The sequence below is a fragment of the Sideroxydans sp. CL21 genome (assembly GCF_902459525.1).
GTDB lineage: Bacteria > Pseudomonadota > Gammaproteobacteria > Burkholderiales > Gallionellaceae > Sideroxyarcus.
Window position 1 is genome coordinate 731,953 of record NZ_LR699166.1, and the last position, 19,213, is coordinate 751,165.

The following is a 19,213-nucleotide window of genomic DNA, read 5'->3' on the forward strand; positions in this document are numbered from 1 at the left end:
TGCACTTGGGATGAGGGAGAAACATGATGAAAGTGCAAGAGATATCAATGCTGACAGTAGCTGCAACGCTGTTCTTGTCGCTGGCCGGTTGTAAGCCTCACGATCAAACTGCGGCGACACAGATCAAAACAGTCAACGGACAAATCATCGTACTCAGTTTGACTGACATCCCTGTCGCAGATGCTGCACCCGGCGAGATAATTGCCGAACAGCAAGTTCAGGTGGCATCAAGGTTGATGGGCTACATCCGTGACATTTCAGTTCATGAGGGCGAAACTGTCAAAGTGGGCCAATTGCTGTTTAGCATTGATCCGACGGATATTAAGGGTCAGGTAGACCAAGCCCGTGCGGGACTTGCTCAGGCAGAAGCAGCGCTGAATGATGCCAAGACTGACTATGAGCGTTTTTCTAACCTGTACAAGGAAGAGTCCATACCTAAGGCGCAATACGACAAGATCAAACTGCAGTACAACATTGCGCAAAGTCAGGCCAATGCCGCACAGGCTGGTTTGAATACTGCTGAATCGCAATTGCACTATGCTGAAGTGCGTTCACCTATCGATGGTGTTGTAACGCAAAAAATGGCTAACAAAGGCGACCTTGCCGCACCTGGACGGCCAGTGCTGGTGGTGGAAAACCCTGCCAAGCTAACGGTACAAACATCAGTCAGCGACGAAACCTACTCCCATCTGCAGATGGGAGGAAGCGCAACGGTTGAAGTCGGGGGAGATGCACTACCGGGCAAGATTGTGCGACTGGTTTCGGCCGCTGACACGATGTCACATACTCATCTCGTGAAACTTGATGTCCCGGGAATTAAGGGATTCAGTAGCGGGACTTTCGCCCGTGTGCGATTCACAGTAGGCAGCAGGAAAGGGATCAGCGTGCCCAAATCCGCACTGCTTGAGCGCGCAGGTATAACCGGTGTTTTCGTGGTGGACGGTGACGGCACTGCTCACTATCGGATGGTCAGGACTGGCAGCGCGCAGGATGGGGTGATCGGGATTGAAGCTGGACTCAATCCGGGAGATAAGGTCGTGGTCAGCAACACTTCCGACATCAACTCGGGTGACAAGGTCAATCTGACTGAAAGCAACCCATGAACGAAAATCAACAGCCTATGAACATCGCCGGGCGACTGGCCAAGACCTTCCTTTCATCAAAAATCACTGCGATGATCATGTTGGCCATCACGCTGGTTGGTCTCGTGGCGGTCATGGTGACACCGCGTGAATACAACCCGCAGATTGTCGTACCCGCTGCCAATATCATTGTTGCAAAACCGGGCGCGACAGCCGACGAGGTTGAGAACACCATCGTCAAGCCGCTCGAAGCCATCATGAACGCACAGGCCGGGGTGAAACATACCTTTGGTTACGCAGTCAACGACTATGGCGTGGTAACCGTACAGTTTGATGTCGGTCAAGACCAGGAGAAAAGTCTGGTCAAGTTATACAACCAATTGATGCAAAACATGGATCGCATGCCTTCCGGTGCAATGCAGCCCATGGTCAAACCCATCAATGTTGACGATGTGCCGATCATGACATTGACACTCGCTTCAGCCAAGCACAGTGACTTTGAACTGCGCGATTTGACGCAGCATGTACTGGAGCAATTGCGCAACATTCCGGGCGTCTCTTTCACCGAGATCGTGGGTGGACGTCCTCGCGCGGTCAACATCTACATTGACGCGCAGAAACTGGCTGCTGCGGGTCTTTCGCTTGATCAGGTGGATCGCATGCTGAATGCCACCAATATTTCGATGCCTGCCGGCGAGTTGGTCGACAACAACAAGAGTATCCCCTTGCGATTTAACGGGTTCCTCAAAGATGCACACGAAGTCGGGAACATCGTGCTGGGCGCTCCCAAAGGCCGGCCAGTATTTCTCAAAGATGTGGCGCGTATCGAAGATGGTCCATCTGAAGTGGATTCATCCTCACACTTCGCCTTCGGACCGGCAAAACAACATCCTGACTTCAAGGGTGAAGCACCGGCAGTCACCATTGCCATCGCAAAAAAGTCCGGCACCAACGCTGTCGTCGTTGCCAACGCAGTACTTGCCAAACTTGAAGCACTCAAACATGAAGCCATCCCGGAAGGCGTTAGCGTTACAGTCACTCGTGATGATGGTGCCAAGGCGAACGATGCCGTCAATACACTGGTTGAACATTTGGGAATTGCCATCGCCTCAGTGGTCGTGGTGCTGCTGTATTTTCTAGGCTGGCGTGAAGCTGCCATTGTGACCCTGACTGTACCGTTAATCCTGTTTGTTGTGCTGGCCGTCGGTTTGGTTGCGGGTCAGACCATGAACCGCATCACACTGTTCGCATTCATTTTGTCATTGGGTCTTTTGGTTGATGCCGCGATTGTGGTCGTGGAAAACATTCATCGCCATCTGCATCATCGTTCTACGAATTTTAAAGAAGCATTGATACTCGCTACCAATGAAATTGGTAACCCCACCAATGTGGCCACGATAGCCGTCATTTTGGCTTTCATCCCGATGGCTTTCGTCACTGGCATGATGGGGCCATTCATGCAGCCTATCCCTTTCAACGTACCCGTAGCGATGATTGCCTCGCTCTTGATCGCTTATATGGTGGTGCCATGGGCGGCTTATCGTATGCTCAAGGGTAAGGCATTGGTTGAACTTGCAAATACACCGAACCTGGAAGAACGGGACGCTCAACCCAAAGATTCATTGCATCGTGCTTATGTCAAGGTAATTACCCCCCTGCTCAACGACAGTAAACGCCGCACTTGGCTTTTTCTGATTGTCTTTATCCTGCTCGTTTTGGCGATGTTGCAACCGTTATGGCAATTTGTTCGTCCGTCAGGCATCAATGGCCCGCTTTCTGCTCTGGGTGTGGAGCTGAAAATGTTGCCGAACGACAATACCAACACATTTTTGCTTGAAGTAGACACACCCGCGGGGACCGCACTGGCACGTACCGACGAAGTGGCTCGTGCAGTCAGTGATGTTCTCGCACGCACCCAGCATGTCGTCGATTATCAGACCTTTCTGGGCGTTACCGCCACGGTCGATTTTGCGGCACTGGTGCGCGGTGACATACTCAAGCGAGGAACCAATCTTGCACAGATACGCGTCAATCTGGTTGATAAACATGATCGTTCGGAAAGCTCGCACGAGATCGTATCTTCACTGAATGAAGCATTGATGCCAGTCAGAAAGCAATACCCTGATACGCAGATCAAGCTGTATGAGACTCCACCGGGCCCCCCCGTACAGGCGCAAATCCTTGCGGAATTATATGGCCCCGATTACAACAAACTGCGCGCAGCCGCTGCCATTGTCAGGGAAGACTTCAACAATATTTACGGCATTATCAATGCGGACGATTCGGTAACTGCGGCAGTGGAAAGTTACGAGCTGTACGTTGATGCCGAAAAGGCGGCGCTTGCGGGTGTTGCACCGGCACAAGTTGCCAAGTTGGTACATGATTATGTAAGTGGCTTTTCGCTTGGTGCATTGCATATCGAAGATGCCAGAGAGCCGATCAACTTGACCGTGCGTCTGCCTCGTTCGGAACGTCAATCGCCGAGCCAGGTGCTGTCACTGACGGTCGTCAATGCCATGGGTCAGCAAGTGCCATTATCGTCGATCGCCACAATGCGCCGTGTTGTCGCCGCCAAACCGATTTACGACCGCGATCAACATCAAGAGGTTATGGTTGGTGCAGAATTGCTGCGCTCCAGCCCGGTCTATGCCGTACTTGCGCTAGACAAGATGCTGGATGACAAAACCTTGGCCGGCGAGCATTTCACCACTGCCAATTTGGGATTTAACGAAGCACAACCCAATGATCTCACCAAATACCAAGTGTTGTGGGGTGGTGAGATGCGACTCACCCTGGATGTGTTCCGCGACTTGGGGAGTGCCTTCATTGTGGCGCTGGTGCTGATTTATCTGGTGCTGGTTGGCTATTACAAATCATTCGTGATCCCCTTGATCGTGATGGGAGCCATACCGCTGACACTGGTCGGCGTATTTCCCGGTCACTGGATTACACATCAGGCTTTCACGGCAACGTCAATGATCGGGGTGATCGCGTTGGCAGGTATTGTGGTGAGAAACTCACTGCTCCTGATAGACTTCATCATTGAACACGAAGGTCGCGGATGCTGCATCGATGAAGCCGTGATCGAAGCGGGTGCGATACGCTTCAGGCCTATTTTGCTGACTGCATTGGCAATCATACTGGGCTCGGCGATTATGGTGACCGATCCCGTGTTCGGCGGGCTGGCTGTATCGCTTATTTTCGGAACATTCGCATCCACCGCATTGACGCTGTTAGTGATACCACTGCTTTACTTCCTCTGGCGTAAACGAAGTGGTGCGGTGTAGGAAGATCCAAAGGAACGCAGATTTATTCGGAATTTTCAATTAGACCGAAGCTAATTTAACGTTGTTGTCGCGCTAGGGAGTCAAACAGAAAACGGGCGCTAAACAATCAAAGCATTTATCGCAATCGATCCCACAATAAATTCATTGGTTATTAAGAAAAATCCCCGGTGAAAAACACCGGGGATTTTTTTACGACTACATTCAGCTCACAACAAGCTTAACCGCACGCACCTATCGCTCCGCAACTTGTACAAAATTCGCAACCGTCTTTCTTGATCAGTGTGGCGTTGCCGCATTCCTTGCACATCTTGCCGACGATAGGCTTGATACCTGTGGGCTTGATGTGACCTTCCGGAATTTCGAGCACGCCCATCTGTTGCACCGGATAGCCGTGCTCATCGAGGATGCCGAGCATCGCGTAACGGTGGATGATGAGCTTGGCGACGTAAGACACGGTCGACGGGTAGCTTTCCATCTTGACGCTGCCCGGCACGCGCGCCATGAAATCGCCGAGCGGTTCGCCGAAGTTGAGCAGCTTGCGCAGTTTCATGCCGATCCAGGCCGGGTCGATCACGCGCATATCCAGGCTCAACACTTTGCACAATCCGTCCAAGGCGCGCGGATACACGCCGGACAGCCACATCGAGTAGGGGCGGCGCTGCCCGTCCGGCAGTACCAGTTCCTTCAAACCCAGTACGAAATCATCACCGCTGCCACCATTCGAAATATCCACGGTCCAGCTCATGGTGCCGTCGGTGCCGGTCTTCGGTTCCTTCTTGGCGAACAGCGCATCCATCATCGGCGTGGTCTCGCCTTCCGAAACTTCCAGGGCGCCCAATTCTTCAATGCGATATTTGAGCAAGTGCGCGAACGCGGCGACCAGGCTCGGCATGCGTTTCACTTCGCCATCGGGCGGCATTGGCATGTCGAAGGCGTCGTCGCCCGTAGTCTTCATCAGCATCTCGAGTTTCATGCGTACCCATACCGGATCGCGTGTGCGCATGTCCATCGACAATGACTTGGCCAGCGCGCCCAGTCCGCGCGGTTGCTCGGAACCGTTCACCCACACCTCGAACGGATGGTTGCGGCCGTTGGTGGTATGCGATACGAAGGTCACGAAACTGCCGAGAGGATGCTTTACGACTTGCGATACCCAGCCGGCACTGCCCGCCGTCAGGTTGGGACGTCCAGGCCAGCGCAAGGAGGCGAGAGCGGGATTGGGAGCGGCTTCCAGCACGATGCGTCTATCCTGGTCGAACACGAAATCCTGCGGCTGATCTTCCTTCTTTTCCGGTGTGACCGACAGCACCGAGCCCAGCACGCTGTTGGGGCGATAGGTCGCCAACCCCTTCAGGCCGGCCTTCCATGCCTCGGTATAGAGGTCCTTGAAATCCTCATACGGATAATCGGCGGGCACATTGACGGTCTTGCTGATTGAGGTGTCGATGAAGGGAGCGACGGCCGCGACCATCTTCATGTGGTCGATGGCGGAGATTTCCAGTGCGGTGACGAAGGCAGGCGGCAGTTTCGACACGTCGCCGCCCTGCTGCTTGAACACGCGCCAGGCGTGATCTTCCACGGAGTAATCCTTGGTGGTGCCATCCATCATGCGCTTCTTGCGCGTGTAGAACCAAGAGAAGGGCGGTTCGATGCCGTTGGAAGCGTTGTCCGCAAAAGCCAGCGAGATGGTACCGGTGGGCGCAATGGAAAGCAGGTGGCTGTTGCGGATGCCGTGCTTGCGTATCTTGTTCTTGATTTCGTCCGGCAGGCGCGATGCGAAGCGTGGTGCGGCGAGATACTTGTCGGCGTCCAGCAAGGGGAAAGCGCCGCGCTCGATGGCCAGGTCCACTGACGCGAGATACGACTCGTCGCGCATGATGCGCGAAATGTCGGCAGCAAAGTTGCGAGCCTCGTCGGTATCGTAGCGCAAGCCCAACATCACCAGCGCATCGCCCAGCCCGGTGAAACCCAAGCCGACGCGGCGTTTGTTTTGCGCTTCCTTTTGCTGCTCAGGCAACGGCCAGGCGGTCACGTCCAGAACGTTGTCCAGCATGCGTACCGCGACGCGCACGATTTGCTTGAATGGCTCGTAGTCGAAACCGGCATGCTTGGAGAACGGATTCTTTACCATGCGCGTCAGGTCGATCGAGCCGAGGCAGCAGCAGCCATAAGGCGGCAAAGGCTGTTCGGCGCAGGGATTGGTCGCCTCGATGATTTCACAATAGGACAGATTGTTGTCGCGGTTCATCAGGTCGATGAACAGCACACCCGGCTCGGCATGGTCGTAAGTGCTGGCAATGATCTGTTTCCACAGATCGGCAGCACGCACTTTGCGGTAAACCCACTTGCCGTCGTCGCGTCGCGTCGCTCCCGCTTCCTTGATCGCTAGAGAAGGTTCGGCCATGTGCACGAGCTCGAAATCCTGGTCCTTTTCCACTGCCTGCATCAAGGCATCGGTCACGCCCACGGAGATGTTGAAGTTGCGCAGGTCGCCCTGGTCCTTGGCGCTGATGAATTTTTCGATGTCCGGGTGATCGCAGCGCAACACGCCCATCTGTGCGCCGCGCCGCGCGCCGGCGGACTCCACGGTTTCGCAGGAACGGTCGAATACGCGCATGTAGGAAATGGGGCCGCTGGCACGCGAGTTGGTGCCTTTGACGTGCGCGCCTTCCGGGCGGATGGAAGAAAAATCGTAACCGACGCCGCCACCACGGCGCATGGTTTCGGCAGCTTGCTGCAAGGCGTCATAGATGCCGGGCTTGCCGTCGTTGGTGCCGGAAATGGCATCGCCCACCGGCTGCACGAAACAATTGATCAGCGTGGCTTGTATCTTCAAGCCGGCGGCCGAGTTGATGCGGCCGGCCGGAACGAAACCATTTTCCTGTGCTTCAAAAAAGGCCTGCTCCCATTTGGCGCGCTGATCGGCCTTTTCGGCCTGCGCCAGACCGCGGGCTACACGACGACGCACGTCCTGTACCGACTTTTCGTCGGCTTCCGCGTATTTTTCCAGCAGCACTTCGGTGCTGATCTCTTGTGTCATTGCTGCGCTTTCTTCAAATGCCGAATCATCTTTCAAGCCTTTGGCAAGTTTATTGTGCGAATCTTGCCCGCGCTTGGAAGCATGTTCTGCCTCGGCTTGAGCCGGTTTGTGCTTGTGTCGCTCCGGATTATGACTGGAATTTGTACTTTGCTCGGGATCGTTCTGGGAAGAAGTTGAAGGCGAAACGCTTTCGGTGTCGAACATTATATTACTCCCTTTGATGGCGCTGCCTGATTGGCAGGAAAAACAAAACCACTATATCTAGTGGTTGGTCGTCTGATTTGTGACTAACTGTAGTGCTCTGGGGGATTTTTTTCAAGTGGAATATTAAGTGAAACATTGCAGCAATGTCTTGACTTGAGTCGGAAGTTGGGTCGCTGTTGCGCCAATAACCATGAGGTAGAGCTGGTTAAAAGTGCACTTAGGCCATCCATATCAGGCACTTCGCCTATATTAGGGTTTGGGTTCGGCCGATGCAGCTAGGCCGGTTTCTTCCCTGGCGAGTGCTTTACGAAATTCCTCAAGTTTGCGTTGGAAGTCCTGTCCATCGCCATAATCCAGAAAATCGTCGTAACGGGAGTGCGAGGCAAGTATCTTGCGTGCGTGTTGGATCGGACAGAAACATTGTTTGGTACGCGAGATAATCTCGCTTGTATAGGTCAGCTATGAGCAATACAGGCTTATGACCATCTCTAAAAATCCAAATTTCGTCGCAATACTGCGTTGCTCACAAAAAATTACTCCTCACATATTAAATATATGCTGCGTCGCAATTTTTTGTTCACGCCTTGTCTTGCTTAGAACTTTAAATTTTTAGAGGCGGCCATATGCCGCGATGGGCTAAATTCTTAGTTGACGCAGTTCAGGCGCAGCTTGTCATTCTTGCCGCTGAGGCTGGACAGGGCTGCGGAATAGACCGCATTCCCATTGCTGCATTTCCATTCGGCAGTGAAATCCTTGCTGCAATTCGGGGCCGGATCTTCCAGCATGATGGTATCGATGATGAAATCACAAGTGCTGTGACCGTCGCATGCCCCGGATAGAGGAGCAGTCGCATTGCCTGCCTTGGCATTGCAGTTACGGCCATAGGTGCCGGAAACGACCTTGATGGAGACTGCTTCAGTATTGGCTGGAGCGCTGGACTGAGAGGCGGCAACAACAGTTTGCGAAGGAAGTGCCGCGATCATGTTTGGCGGTAGCTTGGCGTACACATCATGCGTTTCGCCGTATTGCATCATGATTCCGATAGCGATCAGGACAACGCCAAGGATCGCCGATCCGATGCGGCCGATGCTACCCGGTTCTATCTTTCCCTCGATCTTGCCCAGCACCGCGATCATCAGGAAGATGATGCCGGCCAGAACAAACATGCGCACCATGGGTACGTCCACCAGCTTCAAGATGACATCCTGCATGACTATCCTTTCTGCCCAGTTTGGAAATCCGCTGGCACTTTAGCACACCGAAACCCGGTTGAAATCGCGCGACCCGGACGGTCTAGTGACCCAGCAGATTGACCAATCCGTCCAGCCCCACGAAATTCAGCGAGTAGCTGGCCTGTTCGCGCACCACGGGCTTTGCGTGATAGGCAATGCTGACGCCAGCTTGCGCCATCATCTTCAAATCGTTCGCACCGTCGCCCATTGCGATGACTTGCTCCCGCTTCAATCCCAGTTCTTCGCGCACGCGGTTCAGCCAGTCCGCCTTGCCTTGTGCGTCCACGATCTTGCCGCACACCTTGCCGGTAAGCTTGCCGTTCACGATCTCAAGTTCGTTGGCTTGGGCGAAATCGAGGCCGAGACGCGCCTTCAGGCGCTCGGTGAAGAACACGAATCCGCCGGACACCAACAGCGTTCTGATGCCGTGTTTCTTCAATTCTGCCAGCATGATCTCCGCGCCGGGATTGAGCTGCAATCGCTCGTCATGCACGCGCAGCAAGGCGCCTTCGTCCAGCCCCTTCAGCAGGCCAACGCGGCGGCGCAGGCTCTCGGCGAAATCGATCTCGCCGCGCATCGCCGATTCCGTGATCGCCGCCACTTGCGGCTTCAGTCCCTGCATGTCTGCGATCTCGTCTATGCATTCGATGCTGATCAGCGTCGAATCCATATCCATCACCAACAGCCCGAAATCGGACAAATGCTTGTCCCGTGGCACGAATCCATAGTCGAGACGGTTTTCAAAACAATAGGCAGCAATCTCGGCATGCGGTTTTGCGTCGCGCAGGCAATACAGGTGCGGTGCGACCTGTTCGATGCGCGCGGCACTGGAAAGTTTGGCGAGATGCTCAACCTGAGCGGAAGGGATGTCGTGCAGAGCCTGGAGGATGAGATTCATGTTCTAGTAATCATTGGTTATAGCCATTCGACTTGGGAGCGGAAATATCGAAAGCGCTGCATTTTAAATCAATCGGCGGCCGGATCTGTGGACGAAATGCCGAAACCGGCCGATCGAACTGAAAGCGGGATTGTCGCGGGGCGCAACTATAATAGGTATGTCAATGCCATGGGCACCCTTGCCAAGCGCGTTTTCATAAGGGATTAAGGCAGGTTTAAGGTTTCAATAATAACGTGAGGACGGTTTTGCACCTGGTAGGAGATATATGTACGGATTGATACCTGCGGTAAAAACATCGCTGAAACGTGCGGGCTTGCTCGCCTTGTTGATTGCAAGTCAGGGGGCGTTCGCTGCCGAGGATGTGTGGCAGCCGCGCGAGGCCAGCCCCCTGTGGCAGAGCGAGTGCGGAAGTTGCCACATGGCTTTCCCGCCCGCCATGCTTTCCAAAGCCGACTGGCATCTTTTGATGGAAGATCTCGATAAGCATTTTGGCGTAGATGCCAGCCTGGATACAAAGTCGCGAGATGAAATCACCGCGTTCCTTGAGCGAAATTGCGGAACAGGCTGGAATCGTTCGTCGGATTCGCACCGTATTACCGAAACCAGCGGGTTCGTGCGCAAACACAAAGCGGCTATCAGCATGGTGGTAAAGGGGCGCGTTAAAAGCCTGGTGGACTGCGTTGCTTGCCACAAGGGACATGGATCAGAAAGCACGAACTAAGCTGACAGAAACATAACGGGCAATAACTGCTTGCCCCCACGGAAAAACATCGGGAGCATCTTTTGACCATGGATTTCGACCAGTCAGTACCGCGCAACGGAACGAACTCCGTCAAGCATGACGGATGCGCTGCCTATTTTGGCACCGCCGATGTATTGCCGTTGTGGGTGGCGGATATGGACTTTGCCTCGCCCGAGGCGGTGACGCGCGCCCTGCAGGAACGCGCAGCACATCCGGTCTATGGCTACACCCTGTACCCGGAAAGCGCCTATGAAGCACTCATTGTCTGGCTGAAGAAGCGCCACGACTGGGAAGTACAGCGCGAATGGATAGTCATGGCGCCCGGAGTCGTGCCTTCGCTGTTCGCCAGTGTCTTGGCATTTGCAAAGGAAGGCGAGGGAGTCATCGTCCAGCCGCCGGTCTATTTTCCGTTCTTCTCGGCAGTGACCACCAATCATCGGCGTGTTATTGAAAATCCGCTGCGCCTTGCGGGGGACCGTTACGAGATCGACTTCAAGCATTTCGAACAATGCGCCGCGGACGGCGCGAGGCTCATGCTGTTCTGCTCGCCGCACAATCCGGTGGGGCGGGTCTGGAGCAAGGAAGAACTCACCGAACTGTTGCGCATCGCACGTCGTTACGACGTCACCATCCTTGCGGACGAGATACACGCCGACCTAGTCTATCCCGGCGAATGCCACATAGCACTCGCCACGCTGGCAGAAGAAAACGACAAGGTCATCACCACCGTCGCCCCAAGCAAGACCTTCAACATCCCCGGTCTCGGCCTGTCCTGCGTCATCGCGCCGAATGCCGCTCATCGTCTTGCCATCCAGCAAGCTTTCGACATCCTGCACGTAGGCAACACGAACCCGTTCAGCATTGCGGCCTTCGAAGCGGCCTATCGTGGCGGTGAAGCATGGCTGGATAGCCTGCTGGTCTACCTGCAAGGCAACCGCGATTTTGTCTACGACTACGTGGCGCAGCACCTGCCCGTCATCAAAGTCATCCAGGCGCAGGGCACCTACCTGCTCTGGCTGGATTGTCGCGGTCTGGGTTTGAATGATGTGAAGCTGCGCGACTTCTTTGTGCGGGAGGCCAAGGTGGGCATGAACCCAGGCATCGGGTTCGGCAAGAACGGAAGCGGTTTCATGCGGCTGAACATCGCGTCGCCAAGGCACATACTTGCGGAGGCGCTCGGAAGGATCAGGAAAGCGTCAGGTTGAGCGTTATAGATGGTTTGAAATGAACTGTCGTACATCGCACAGAATCAGATGAGTGTTGAAAGATGATCCCGGCGTCTGCACGTTGACGAAGATGATGCCATGCATCGCACTTATGCCTGCGTGCTGGGATGTCGAGCGCTAACGTCAGGTGAGAAAGAAGATGATCGTCCAGGTTCACGCCGCACGTTTTTGTTGCGCAGTCGCGATCTTCGGCAGATTGATCTCGATCCAGTCGGTCAGCGCCTCCACCTGCTTGCCGATCCCTTCGCCCAGCGGGGTAAGCGTGTACTCCACATGCGGCGGCACCACCGGATGCGGGACGCGGTTGATGAAGCCATCCTGCTCCAGTTGTTGCAGCGTCTGCGCCAGCATCTTTTCACTCACGCCACCCACCTTGCGCCGGAGGTCGCTGAAGCGGTGCGTGCCTTCCATTAATGCGACCAGCACCAGTACGCCCCAGCGGCTGGTCACATGCTTGAGTATGTCGCGCGAAGGGCATTCCACTGCGAAGATCTCGCCGCGCCGCATCTTGGCGCCCAGTCTTCCATTATCCATTCTGGTCATTACACTTACCTTTTTGTGCGTACTTACTAAAAGTAATTGTAACGGATATTCTTCGCTTCCCCAAATTAACAATCGTCAAAGAAAGGAAGCATCATGATCGTCGTTACCGGAGCTACCGGCCAACTGGGCCAACTGGTCATCAAGGCATTGCTGAAGAAAGTCCCTGCTTCGAGCATCGTTGCCGCAGTGCGTAATGTGGAAAAAGCCAAGGACCTGGCGGCATTGGGCGTGCAAGTGCGCCACGCGGATTACAGCCAGCCAGCAAACTGGGATGTCGCGCTGAAAGGTGCGGACAAGGTGTTGCTGATCTCGTCCAGCGAGATCGGACAACGCGCGAAACAGCATCGCGCCGTCATCGATGCCGCAAAAAAGGCAGGCGTGAAGCTGCTGGCCTACACCAGCGTGCTGCGTGCCGACACATCGCCGTTAGGGCTGGCCGCGGAACACAAAGAGACCGAGGACTATATCCGTGCATCCGGCGTCCCCTTCGTATTGCTGCGCCACGGTTGGTACACCGAGAACTACACGGCTGGCATTCCCGGCGCGCTGGCGCACGGCGCCGTCTATGGCTGTGCGGGCAATGGCCGCATTGCCTCGACCACACGCGCCGACTATGCCGAAGCCGATACGGCCGTGCTGATTGCAGACAACCAGGCAGGAAAGGTTTATGAACTGGCGGGCGATACTGCTTATACGCTGGCCGAACTGGCGGCAGAAATCTCTCGTCAATCCGGCAAGAACATCGGCTACGTGAACCTGCCGGAAGCAGAATACAGGAACGTCCTGATTAAAGTGGGATTGCCGAAAGCGGTAGCAGACTTGCTCTCCGATTCCGACACGGGTGTTTCCAAGGGCGGGCTGTTCGACGATAGTCACCAACTGAGCAAGCTCATCGGCAGGCCGACGACGCCGTTGGCGACGGTGGTTAAGGCGGCAATCTAGTATCTGGGGGGCCAGGCTGCGACCAGCCCGCACTGTTGCGGGCTGGTGTAAGATACTGTTGCTGACCATGATTGAGGCCACGTAAATGTTTCTCAGGAAAGCAGGAGACCTAAAAATGACGGACCGAATTACAGTTGACCCATTGGTATGCCACGGCAAGCCCTGCATTCGCGGCTTGCGTTATCCGGTGGAAAATGTGCTGGAGTGGCTGGCGAGCGGCATGACCATCGAAGAGATACTGGCCGATTACGAAGACCTTGAACGCGAAGACATTCTGGCGGCGCTGTCTTATGCCGCACGTCTGACGCACGTCAAACGACTGGATCGTCTGGCTGCATGAAATTCCTGGTCGATGCGCAACTCCCCAAGCGCTTCGCCAACTGGCTGAACGAAGCGGGACACGACGCATTGCACACCCTCGAACTTCCCCGCAAGAACCGCACAACAGACCAAGAAGTCATTGCCCGTGCCAAACGGGATGGCCGCATCGTGGTCAGCAAAGATGCAGACTTTGTGCAGACCTTCCTGGTTACCGGCGATCCATCGCTGTTGTTGATCTCCACTGGCAACATCAGCAACGCAGAACTAGAGAAGGTGCTGCGTGCGAATCTGGCTGGCATTGAAGCTGCATTTGTATCCAGCCGGTTTGTCGAGATTACTGGCAATGCGCTGGTGGTGCATGAATGAAAGCAATTGCGATGCTGGCCCGTTTCGTTAACAGCGACTAAAGCAAGGAATTGAACATGAGCAAGAAAAACATCGGCAGCAACTTTGATGAATTCCTGTCCGAGAACTCGATGCTGGACGAAGCGACCGCAGTCGCCGTCAAGTACGTCAGCGCTTGGAAACTTGAGCAAGAAATGAAATCACGCTGGGCGGAGATCGAACGAGGCGATGTTGAGTTGATTCCTGCCACTGAGGTATTTACCGACATCCGGCGCAAGCTTCGATGAATCCCGTTGGGATGGTTGATGGCTTGAAAAAATACTGTGATACGTCCCTGATTATTCTTAGGCAATCATGATCAAAATCACTCAAGGTAGTATTTTTGAAAACAAGTGCGACCTGCTCGTTATTCCCTGTAGCAGTGGCGGGAGCGTTACCAGTTCGGTGTTTAGTGAACTACAAAGTCGACGTTTACCAACTGAACTTGGCACTATTCCTTATGGCTCTGTTCACTTTCGCAATGTGCAATATGAGAATGCAAGTGTGCTAGCGTATGCTGCATCAGTGTATGGTGGTGGGCGCGGATCGGATTCCAATACCCTGAGCAATATCGCGAAAGAGATTGTTACTTACTGCCAGAGTAATCAGATAAGCCGCGTGAACATTCCATTACTTGGGACTGGCGCGGGAGGCATGACCCCGGGTGAATCATTTGAGGTCATGAGAGGCCATTTTGAGAAAGATCAATCTACCACTTACGTCTTTTATTGCTTTACATCGGATGCCTTCAGAAATCTAGCCGTAAAAAGAGAAGAAATAGATGAAGTAGAAGAGGATGAACACCCTCGCGTATTTATTAGCTACGCCGGCAACGACAAGGAAAACGCATTGTGGGTAAAGAAACTCGCTATGACGCTAAGAGAATGCGGAGTGGATGCGCGTCTAGACCAGTATCACCTCAAGCCAGGCTACGATCTTCCGCAGTGGATGACCAACGAAGTCATCATGGCGGACAAGATTCTCTTGGTCTGCGATAGCTTCTATATGGAGAAAGCCGATTTTAGAAAAGGTGGGGTTGGTTGGGAGACAATGATCATTCAAGGAGACATGCTAGCCCAAGGCGATACCAAAACCAAATACATCGCGCTTGTCCGGGAAGAGCAGATAGAGAAAGCTTTGCCGATCTATATGCGTTCAAAATATGCATTGAACTGGGGAAAGAAAGAGCAAATTGATGAACAAGCCCTCAAAGACCTTGTCCTACTCCTTTACGATCGAGACAATGAACCCCCACTTGGGAATGCCCCAACTTATGTCAAAAGTTCAAAAAAGATACTTTCAAAACAATAAATATCAGAAGTCTATAGCTGTAGATTAGCTAAGTACGGTGGGCACGAAGTGCCCACCCCCCAGTGGTTTTAGATTTTGGGTTTTCTTTCCCCTGTGCGCCGCCGAGTAGCGGAGGCTGGTCAGGGAAATCTGACGAATATGTTTGAGCACGTGGCCGCGCAGCGGATCGTGCGAGTTTATGAGGAGGCCTGACCAGTCGAGCAACGCAGGGAACCCCGAAAGGGCGGTGCGCTGGGGTCGCCTTCTTTTTGGTTACTTTTTCTTTGGCGAAGCAAGAAAAAGTGACTAGCTGTCGGGCTACCCCCGACGATGTTGGTTTTGCGGAATATTATGCTTCGACAGGCTCAGCACGAACGGCCATAATTAGCGGGGTTCGCCCATCCTTCGACAGGCTCAGGACGAACGGTCCGAGAGATTACTTCAACTCCCCAAAGAAATTCCTGACCGCCAGCACCCGCTGCTGCAAATCCCCATACTTCAATTCGATCCGCAATTTGTCCTGTCCCCCCATCTTGATATGCCGCTTGCTCTGAATCATGGTGATGACCTTCATCGGGTCGATGGGCGGGTTGGGTACGAACTGGATGACGATGGCCTCGGATGATGCATCCACCTTGCTGATGCCGAGCGGCTTCGCCAGGATGCGCAGGCGGTGGCTGTCGAGCAGGGTCTGCGCGGGGTCGGGTAGCAGGCCGAAGCGGTCGATGAGTTCCTGTTGCATATCATCCAGGTCTTCCTGCGTGTTGCAGTTCGCGAGGCGTTTGTAGATGACGAGGCGCTGGTGAATGTCGCCGCAATAGTCGCTGGGTAGCAGCGCTGGGGTGTGCAGATTGATCTCGGTAGTCACGCCCAGCGGGTGCGCCATGTCCGGTTCATGGCCTTGCCTGAGCGAGGAGATGGCGGCGCTCAGCATGTCGTTGTAGAGTGAAAAGCCGATCTCCTGCATCTCGCCACTTTGCGATTCACCCAAGACTTCACCCGCGCCGCGTATCTCCAGGTCGTGCATGGCGAGAAAGAATCCCGATCCCAGTTGTTCCATGGCCTGGATCGCTTCCAGGCGCTTCTTCGCCTGCGCGGTGAGGCCGTCCATGCTGTCCACCAGCAGGTAGGCATAGGCCTGGTGGTGCGAACGCCCGACGCGGCCGCGCAACTGGTGCAGTTGCGCGAGGCCGAAACGGTCGGCGCGGTTCATGATGATGGTGTTGGCGGTCGGAACGTCAATGCCCGTTTCAATAATCGTGGAACACAGCAGCACGTTGAAGCGCTGGTGGGTGAAGTCGCGCATCACCGCTTCAAGGTCGCGTTCGCCCATCTGGCCGTGTGCCACGCGGATGCGCGCTTCCGGCAGCAGGGTCTCCAGCTTCTCCAGCATGTTGTTGATGGTGTCGACTTCGTTGTGCAGGAAGTACACCTGCCCGCCGCGCTTGAGTTCGCGCAGCACGGCTTCGCGGATGATGCCCTGGCTGAAACCGGCGACGAAGGTCTTGATGGACAGGCGCCGCTGCGGCGCGGTGGCGATCACCGAGAAATCGCGCAGGCCTTCCAGCGACATCGCCAGCGTGCGCGGGATCGGCGTGGCGGTGAGCGTGAGTACGTCCACTTCGGCGCGTAGCGCCTTGAGACGTTCTTTCTGTTGCACGCCGAAGCGATGTTCCTCGTCGAGGATGACCAAGCCCAAGTTGTGGAACTTCACGTCCTTCTGTATCAGCTTGTGCGTGCCGATGACGATGTCCAGCTTGCCATCGGCCAGGTCCTTCAGCGCCTGCGTCACCTCCTTGGCGGAGCGGAAGCGCGACAGTTCGGCGATCTTGATCGGCCAGTCGGCAAAGCGGGTGGAGAAATTCTGGAAGTGCTGTTCGGCCAGCAGCGTGGTGGGTACCAACACCGCCACCTGCTTGCCGTCCATCACCGCAACGAAGGCCGCGCGCAACGCAACTTCGGTCTTGCCGAAACCCACATCGCCGCAGATGAGCCTGTCCATCGGCTTGCCGGATTGCAGGTCGAGCAGCACCGCTTCGATGGCGGCAGCCTGATCGGGAGTTTCCTCGAAACCGAAACCGGCGGAGAACGCTTCGTAGTCGTGATAGGTGAGCTTGAAGGCATGGCCCTTGCGCGTGGCGCGCTGGGCGTAGATGTTCAGCAACTCGGCGGCGGTGTCGCGTACTTGTTGCATGGCGCGGCGCTTGGCTTTGTCCCAGGTGCCGCTTCCCAGTTTGTGCAGGGGGGCTGCTTCCGGCGCACCGCCGCTGTAGCGGCTGATGACGTGCAGTTGCGACACAGGCACATACAGCTTGTCGCTGCCCGCATATTCCAGCAGCAGGAATTCATTCTCGCCTTCGCCGAGATCGAGGTTCACGAGACCCTGATAGCGCGCGATGCCGTGCTGCTCATGCACCACCGGATCGCCCGGTTTGAGCTCCGACAGGTCGCGCAGCATGCCTTCCACGTTGCTCTTCTTCGCGGCACGCGCGGCGCGGCTTCTGGGCTGGGCGGCATAAAGCTCGGTTTCGGTGACGATGGCGAGTTTGTCATCCGGCAGGCTGAAGCCGATTTGGATGGGGCCGACCCCGAGCATGAATTTCTCATGGCTGGCGAGGAAGGATGCATAGTCTTCGCACACGGCGGGCAGCAGGCCGTATTCCTTCAGGTAGCCGGACATGATCTCGCGGCGGCCCAGGCTGTCGGCGAGCAGCAGGGTGCGTCCGGCGTAGGTTTGCAGGAAGTTCTGGAAGGCGTGGGTGGGGACTTCTGCCTTGCGGTCTACGGCGATGGGGGGGATGGCGGCAGTGGAGCAGGGGGTCACCGTTCTCGGTTCCCTCTCCCGCTCGCGGGAGAGGGTTAGGGAGAGGGTGTCATCGGATAAACCCTCTCCCCCAACCCCTCTCCCGCCCGCGGGCGAGGGGAGTATATCGATGCGTGCGAACTCTTTCGCCCGAATAAAAAACTGCTCCCCATCCAGAAACAATTCCTTCGTTTCCAGCAGCGGATGTTGCGGATCGCCTCTGAGCAGGTTGTAGCGCGAGGCCGCATCCTTGCCGAAAGTGGCGATTGCCTCGTCCACGTTGTGGTGCAGGCACAGCGTGGCGTTCTTCGGCAGGTAGTCGAACAGCGTCGCGGTCTTGTCGAAGAACAGCGGCAGGTAATACTCGATGCCTGCCGGGGCGATGCCCTTGCTCACGTCCTTGTAGATGCGCGACCTGGACGGGTCGCCTTCGAAACGATCGCGGAAGTTCTGGCGAAAGGTCGCCTGGCCTTTCTCGTCCATCGGAAACTCGCGCGCGGGCAGCATGCGTATCTCCGGCACCGGGTACAAGGTGCGCTGCGTATCCACATCGAAGGTGGCGATGGTCTCGATCTCGTCGTCGAACAGGTCGATGCGGTAGGGCAGCACGCTGCCCATGGCGAACAGGTCAATGATGCCGCCGCGCACACAGTATTCACCGGGTGTGAGTACCTGCTGTACATGGTTGTATCCGGCGAATGTCATTTGCTCGCGCAGTTGTGCGACGTTCAGCTTTTCGCCGCGTTTGAGGAAAAAGGTGTAGGCAGCCAGGTGTTCCACCGGCGGCAGCGGGTACAGGGCCGTGGTGATCGGTACGATGACCACGTCGCTGGCATGGCTGCGGATGTGGTGCAGCGTGGCGAGTCGCTCGGAGATCAAGTCCTGGTGCGGCGAGAAGTGGTCGTAGGGCAGTGTTTCCCAGTCCGGAAGAAGGTGGACACGCAGCCCCCGCAAGGGGGACGCCGAAGGGTGCCCAACGGCTTCGCCGTTACCCTCTCGCAGTTTGGGATCAAAAAACGGGATCTCTTCCATCAGTCGTTGCGCTTCCAGCGCATTCGCGGCGATCACCACCAGCGGGGAGTGCAGCGCAGCATATTGCGCCAGGGCCAATGCGTCGGATGAACCCTGGAGGTTGGTATAGCGCGGGCGGGAATTTTTGGAGGTGAACAGCATTGAAACAGGCCTGAAACAAAGGCGCGCATTATAAGCCACCCGGCCT

At 55.5% G+C, this 19,213-nt stretch carries 14 protein-coding genes; 9 read left to right on the plus strand and 5 right to left on the minus strand.

The features are described 5' to 3' along the window. Positions 1 to 26: 26 nt before the first annotated feature. Positions 27 to 1,103: an efflux RND transporter periplasmic adaptor subunit gene (locus QOY30_RS03550; protein WP_283743262.1), complete on the plus strand. Its 1,077-nt coding sequence runs from the start codon at positions 27 to 29 to the stop codon at positions 1,101 to 1,103. Further along, positions 1,100 to 4,369: an efflux RND transporter permease subunit gene (locus QOY30_RS03555; protein WP_283743263.1), complete on the plus strand. Its 3,270-nt coding sequence runs from the start codon at positions 1,100 to 1,102 to the stop codon at positions 4,367 to 4,369. The genes QOY30_RS03550 and QOY30_RS03555 overlap by 4 nt, the downstream gene beginning before the upstream one ends. Positions 4,370 to 4,586: 217 nt before the next feature. Here QOY30_RS03555 and QOY30_RS03560 read toward each other — a convergent pair whose 3' ends face one another. The 3 genes from QOY30_RS03560 to serB all read right to left on the minus strand — a co-directional run bounded on the left by QOY30_RS03560 (position 4,587) and on the right by serB (position 9,743). Next, positions 4,587 to 7,409, minus strand: coding sequence for an adenosylcobalamin-dependent ribonucleoside-diphosphate reductase (locus QOY30_RS03560; protein ID WP_349496702.1), 2,823 nt, complete (start codon positions 7,407 to 7,409; stop codon positions 4,587 to 4,589). A gap of 848 nt (positions 7,410 to 8,257) precedes the next feature. Further along, positions 8,258 to 8,824 carry a hypothetical protein gene (locus tag QOY30_RS03565; protein WP_283743265.1) on the minus strand — a complete coding sequence of 189 codons (567 nt, stop codon included), beginning with the start codon at positions 8,822 to 8,824 and terminating at the stop codon, positions 8,258 to 8,260. A gap of 82 nt (positions 8,825 to 8,906) precedes the next feature. Next, entirely contained in the window at positions 8,907 to 9,743 is an 837-nt protein-coding gene (gene serB, locus QOY30_RS03570; protein WP_283743266.1) for a phosphoserine phosphatase SerB, read from the minus strand. Between the two features lie 265 nt (positions 9,744 to 10,008). Here serB and QOY30_RS03575 point away from each other — a divergent pair, with 265 nt between their 5' ends. Both QOY30_RS03575 and QOY30_RS03580 read left to right on the plus strand, forming a co-directional pair. Continuing rightward, the gene (locus tag QOY30_RS03575; RefSeq protein WP_283743267.1) at positions 10,009 to 10,464 is read left to right on the plus strand and encodes a cytochrome C; all 456 of its coding nucleotides are present in this window, start codon (positions 10,009 to 10,011) and stop codon (positions 10,462 to 10,464) included. Positions 10,465 to 10,526: 62 nt separating this feature from the next. Further along, positions 10,527 to 11,690: a MalY/PatB family protein gene (locus QOY30_RS03580; protein WP_283743268.1), complete on the plus strand. Its 1,164-nt coding sequence runs from the start codon at positions 10,527 to 10,529 to the stop codon at positions 11,688 to 11,690. Positions 11,691 to 11,864: 174 nt separating this feature from the next. On the opposite strand, the gene QOY30_RS03585 is transcribed toward QOY30_RS03580, so the two are convergent. Further along, positions 11,865 to 12,254 (minus strand): winged helix-turn-helix transcriptional regulator, encoded by a 390-nt coding sequence (locus tag QOY30_RS03585; protein ID WP_502958680.1) that lies wholly within the window; start codon positions 12,252 to 12,254, stop codon positions 11,865 to 11,867. Positions 12,255 to 12,347: 93 nt separating this feature from the next. Here QOY30_RS03585 and QOY30_RS03590 point away from each other — a divergent pair, with 93 nt between their 5' ends. The 5 genes from QOY30_RS03590 to QOY30_RS03610 all read left to right on the plus strand — a co-directional run bounded on the left by QOY30_RS03590 (position 12,348) and on the right by QOY30_RS03610 (position 15,212). Beyond that, positions 12,348 to 13,196 (plus strand): SDR family oxidoreductase, encoded by an 849-nt coding sequence (locus QOY30_RS03590; protein WP_283743269.1) that lies wholly within the window; start codon positions 12,348 to 12,350, stop codon positions 13,194 to 13,196. Positions 13,197 to 13,311: 115 nt separating this feature from the next. After that, positions 13,312 to 13,536, plus strand: a complete 225-nt coding sequence (locus QOY30_RS03595; protein ID WP_283743270.1) for a DUF433 domain-containing protein — start codon at positions 13,312 to 13,314, stop codon at positions 13,534 to 13,536. Beyond that, the gene (locus QOY30_RS03600; protein WP_283743271.1) at positions 13,533 to 13,883 is read left to right on the plus strand and encodes a DUF5615 family PIN-like protein; all 351 of its coding nucleotides are present in this window, start codon (positions 13,533 to 13,535) and stop codon (positions 13,881 to 13,883) included. Before QOY30_RS03595 ends, QOY30_RS03600 begins: the two co-directional genes overlap by 4 nt. 56 nt (positions 13,884 to 13,939) lie before the next feature. Continuing rightward, complete coding sequence (locus QOY30_RS03605; RefSeq protein WP_283743272.1) at positions 13,940 to 14,149, plus strand: hypothetical protein; 210 nt, start codon at positions 13,940 to 13,942, stop codon at positions 14,147 to 14,149. 67 nt (positions 14,150 to 14,216) lie between these two features. Further along, positions 14,217 to 15,212 (plus strand): toll/interleukin-1 receptor domain-containing protein, encoded by a 996-nt coding sequence (locus QOY30_RS03610; RefSeq protein WP_283743273.1) that lies wholly within the window; start codon positions 14,217 to 14,219, stop codon positions 15,210 to 15,212. A 415-nt stretch (positions 15,213 to 15,627) separates the two neighbouring features. On the opposite strand, the gene mfd is transcribed toward QOY30_RS03610, so the two are convergent. Continuing rightward, positions 15,628 to 19,167, minus strand: a complete 3,540-nt coding sequence (mfd, locus tag QOY30_RS03615) for a transcription-repair coupling factor (RefSeq protein ID WP_283743274.1) — start codon at positions 19,165 to 19,167, stop codon at positions 15,628 to 15,630. Positions 19,168 to 19,213: the final 46 nt, after the last annotated feature.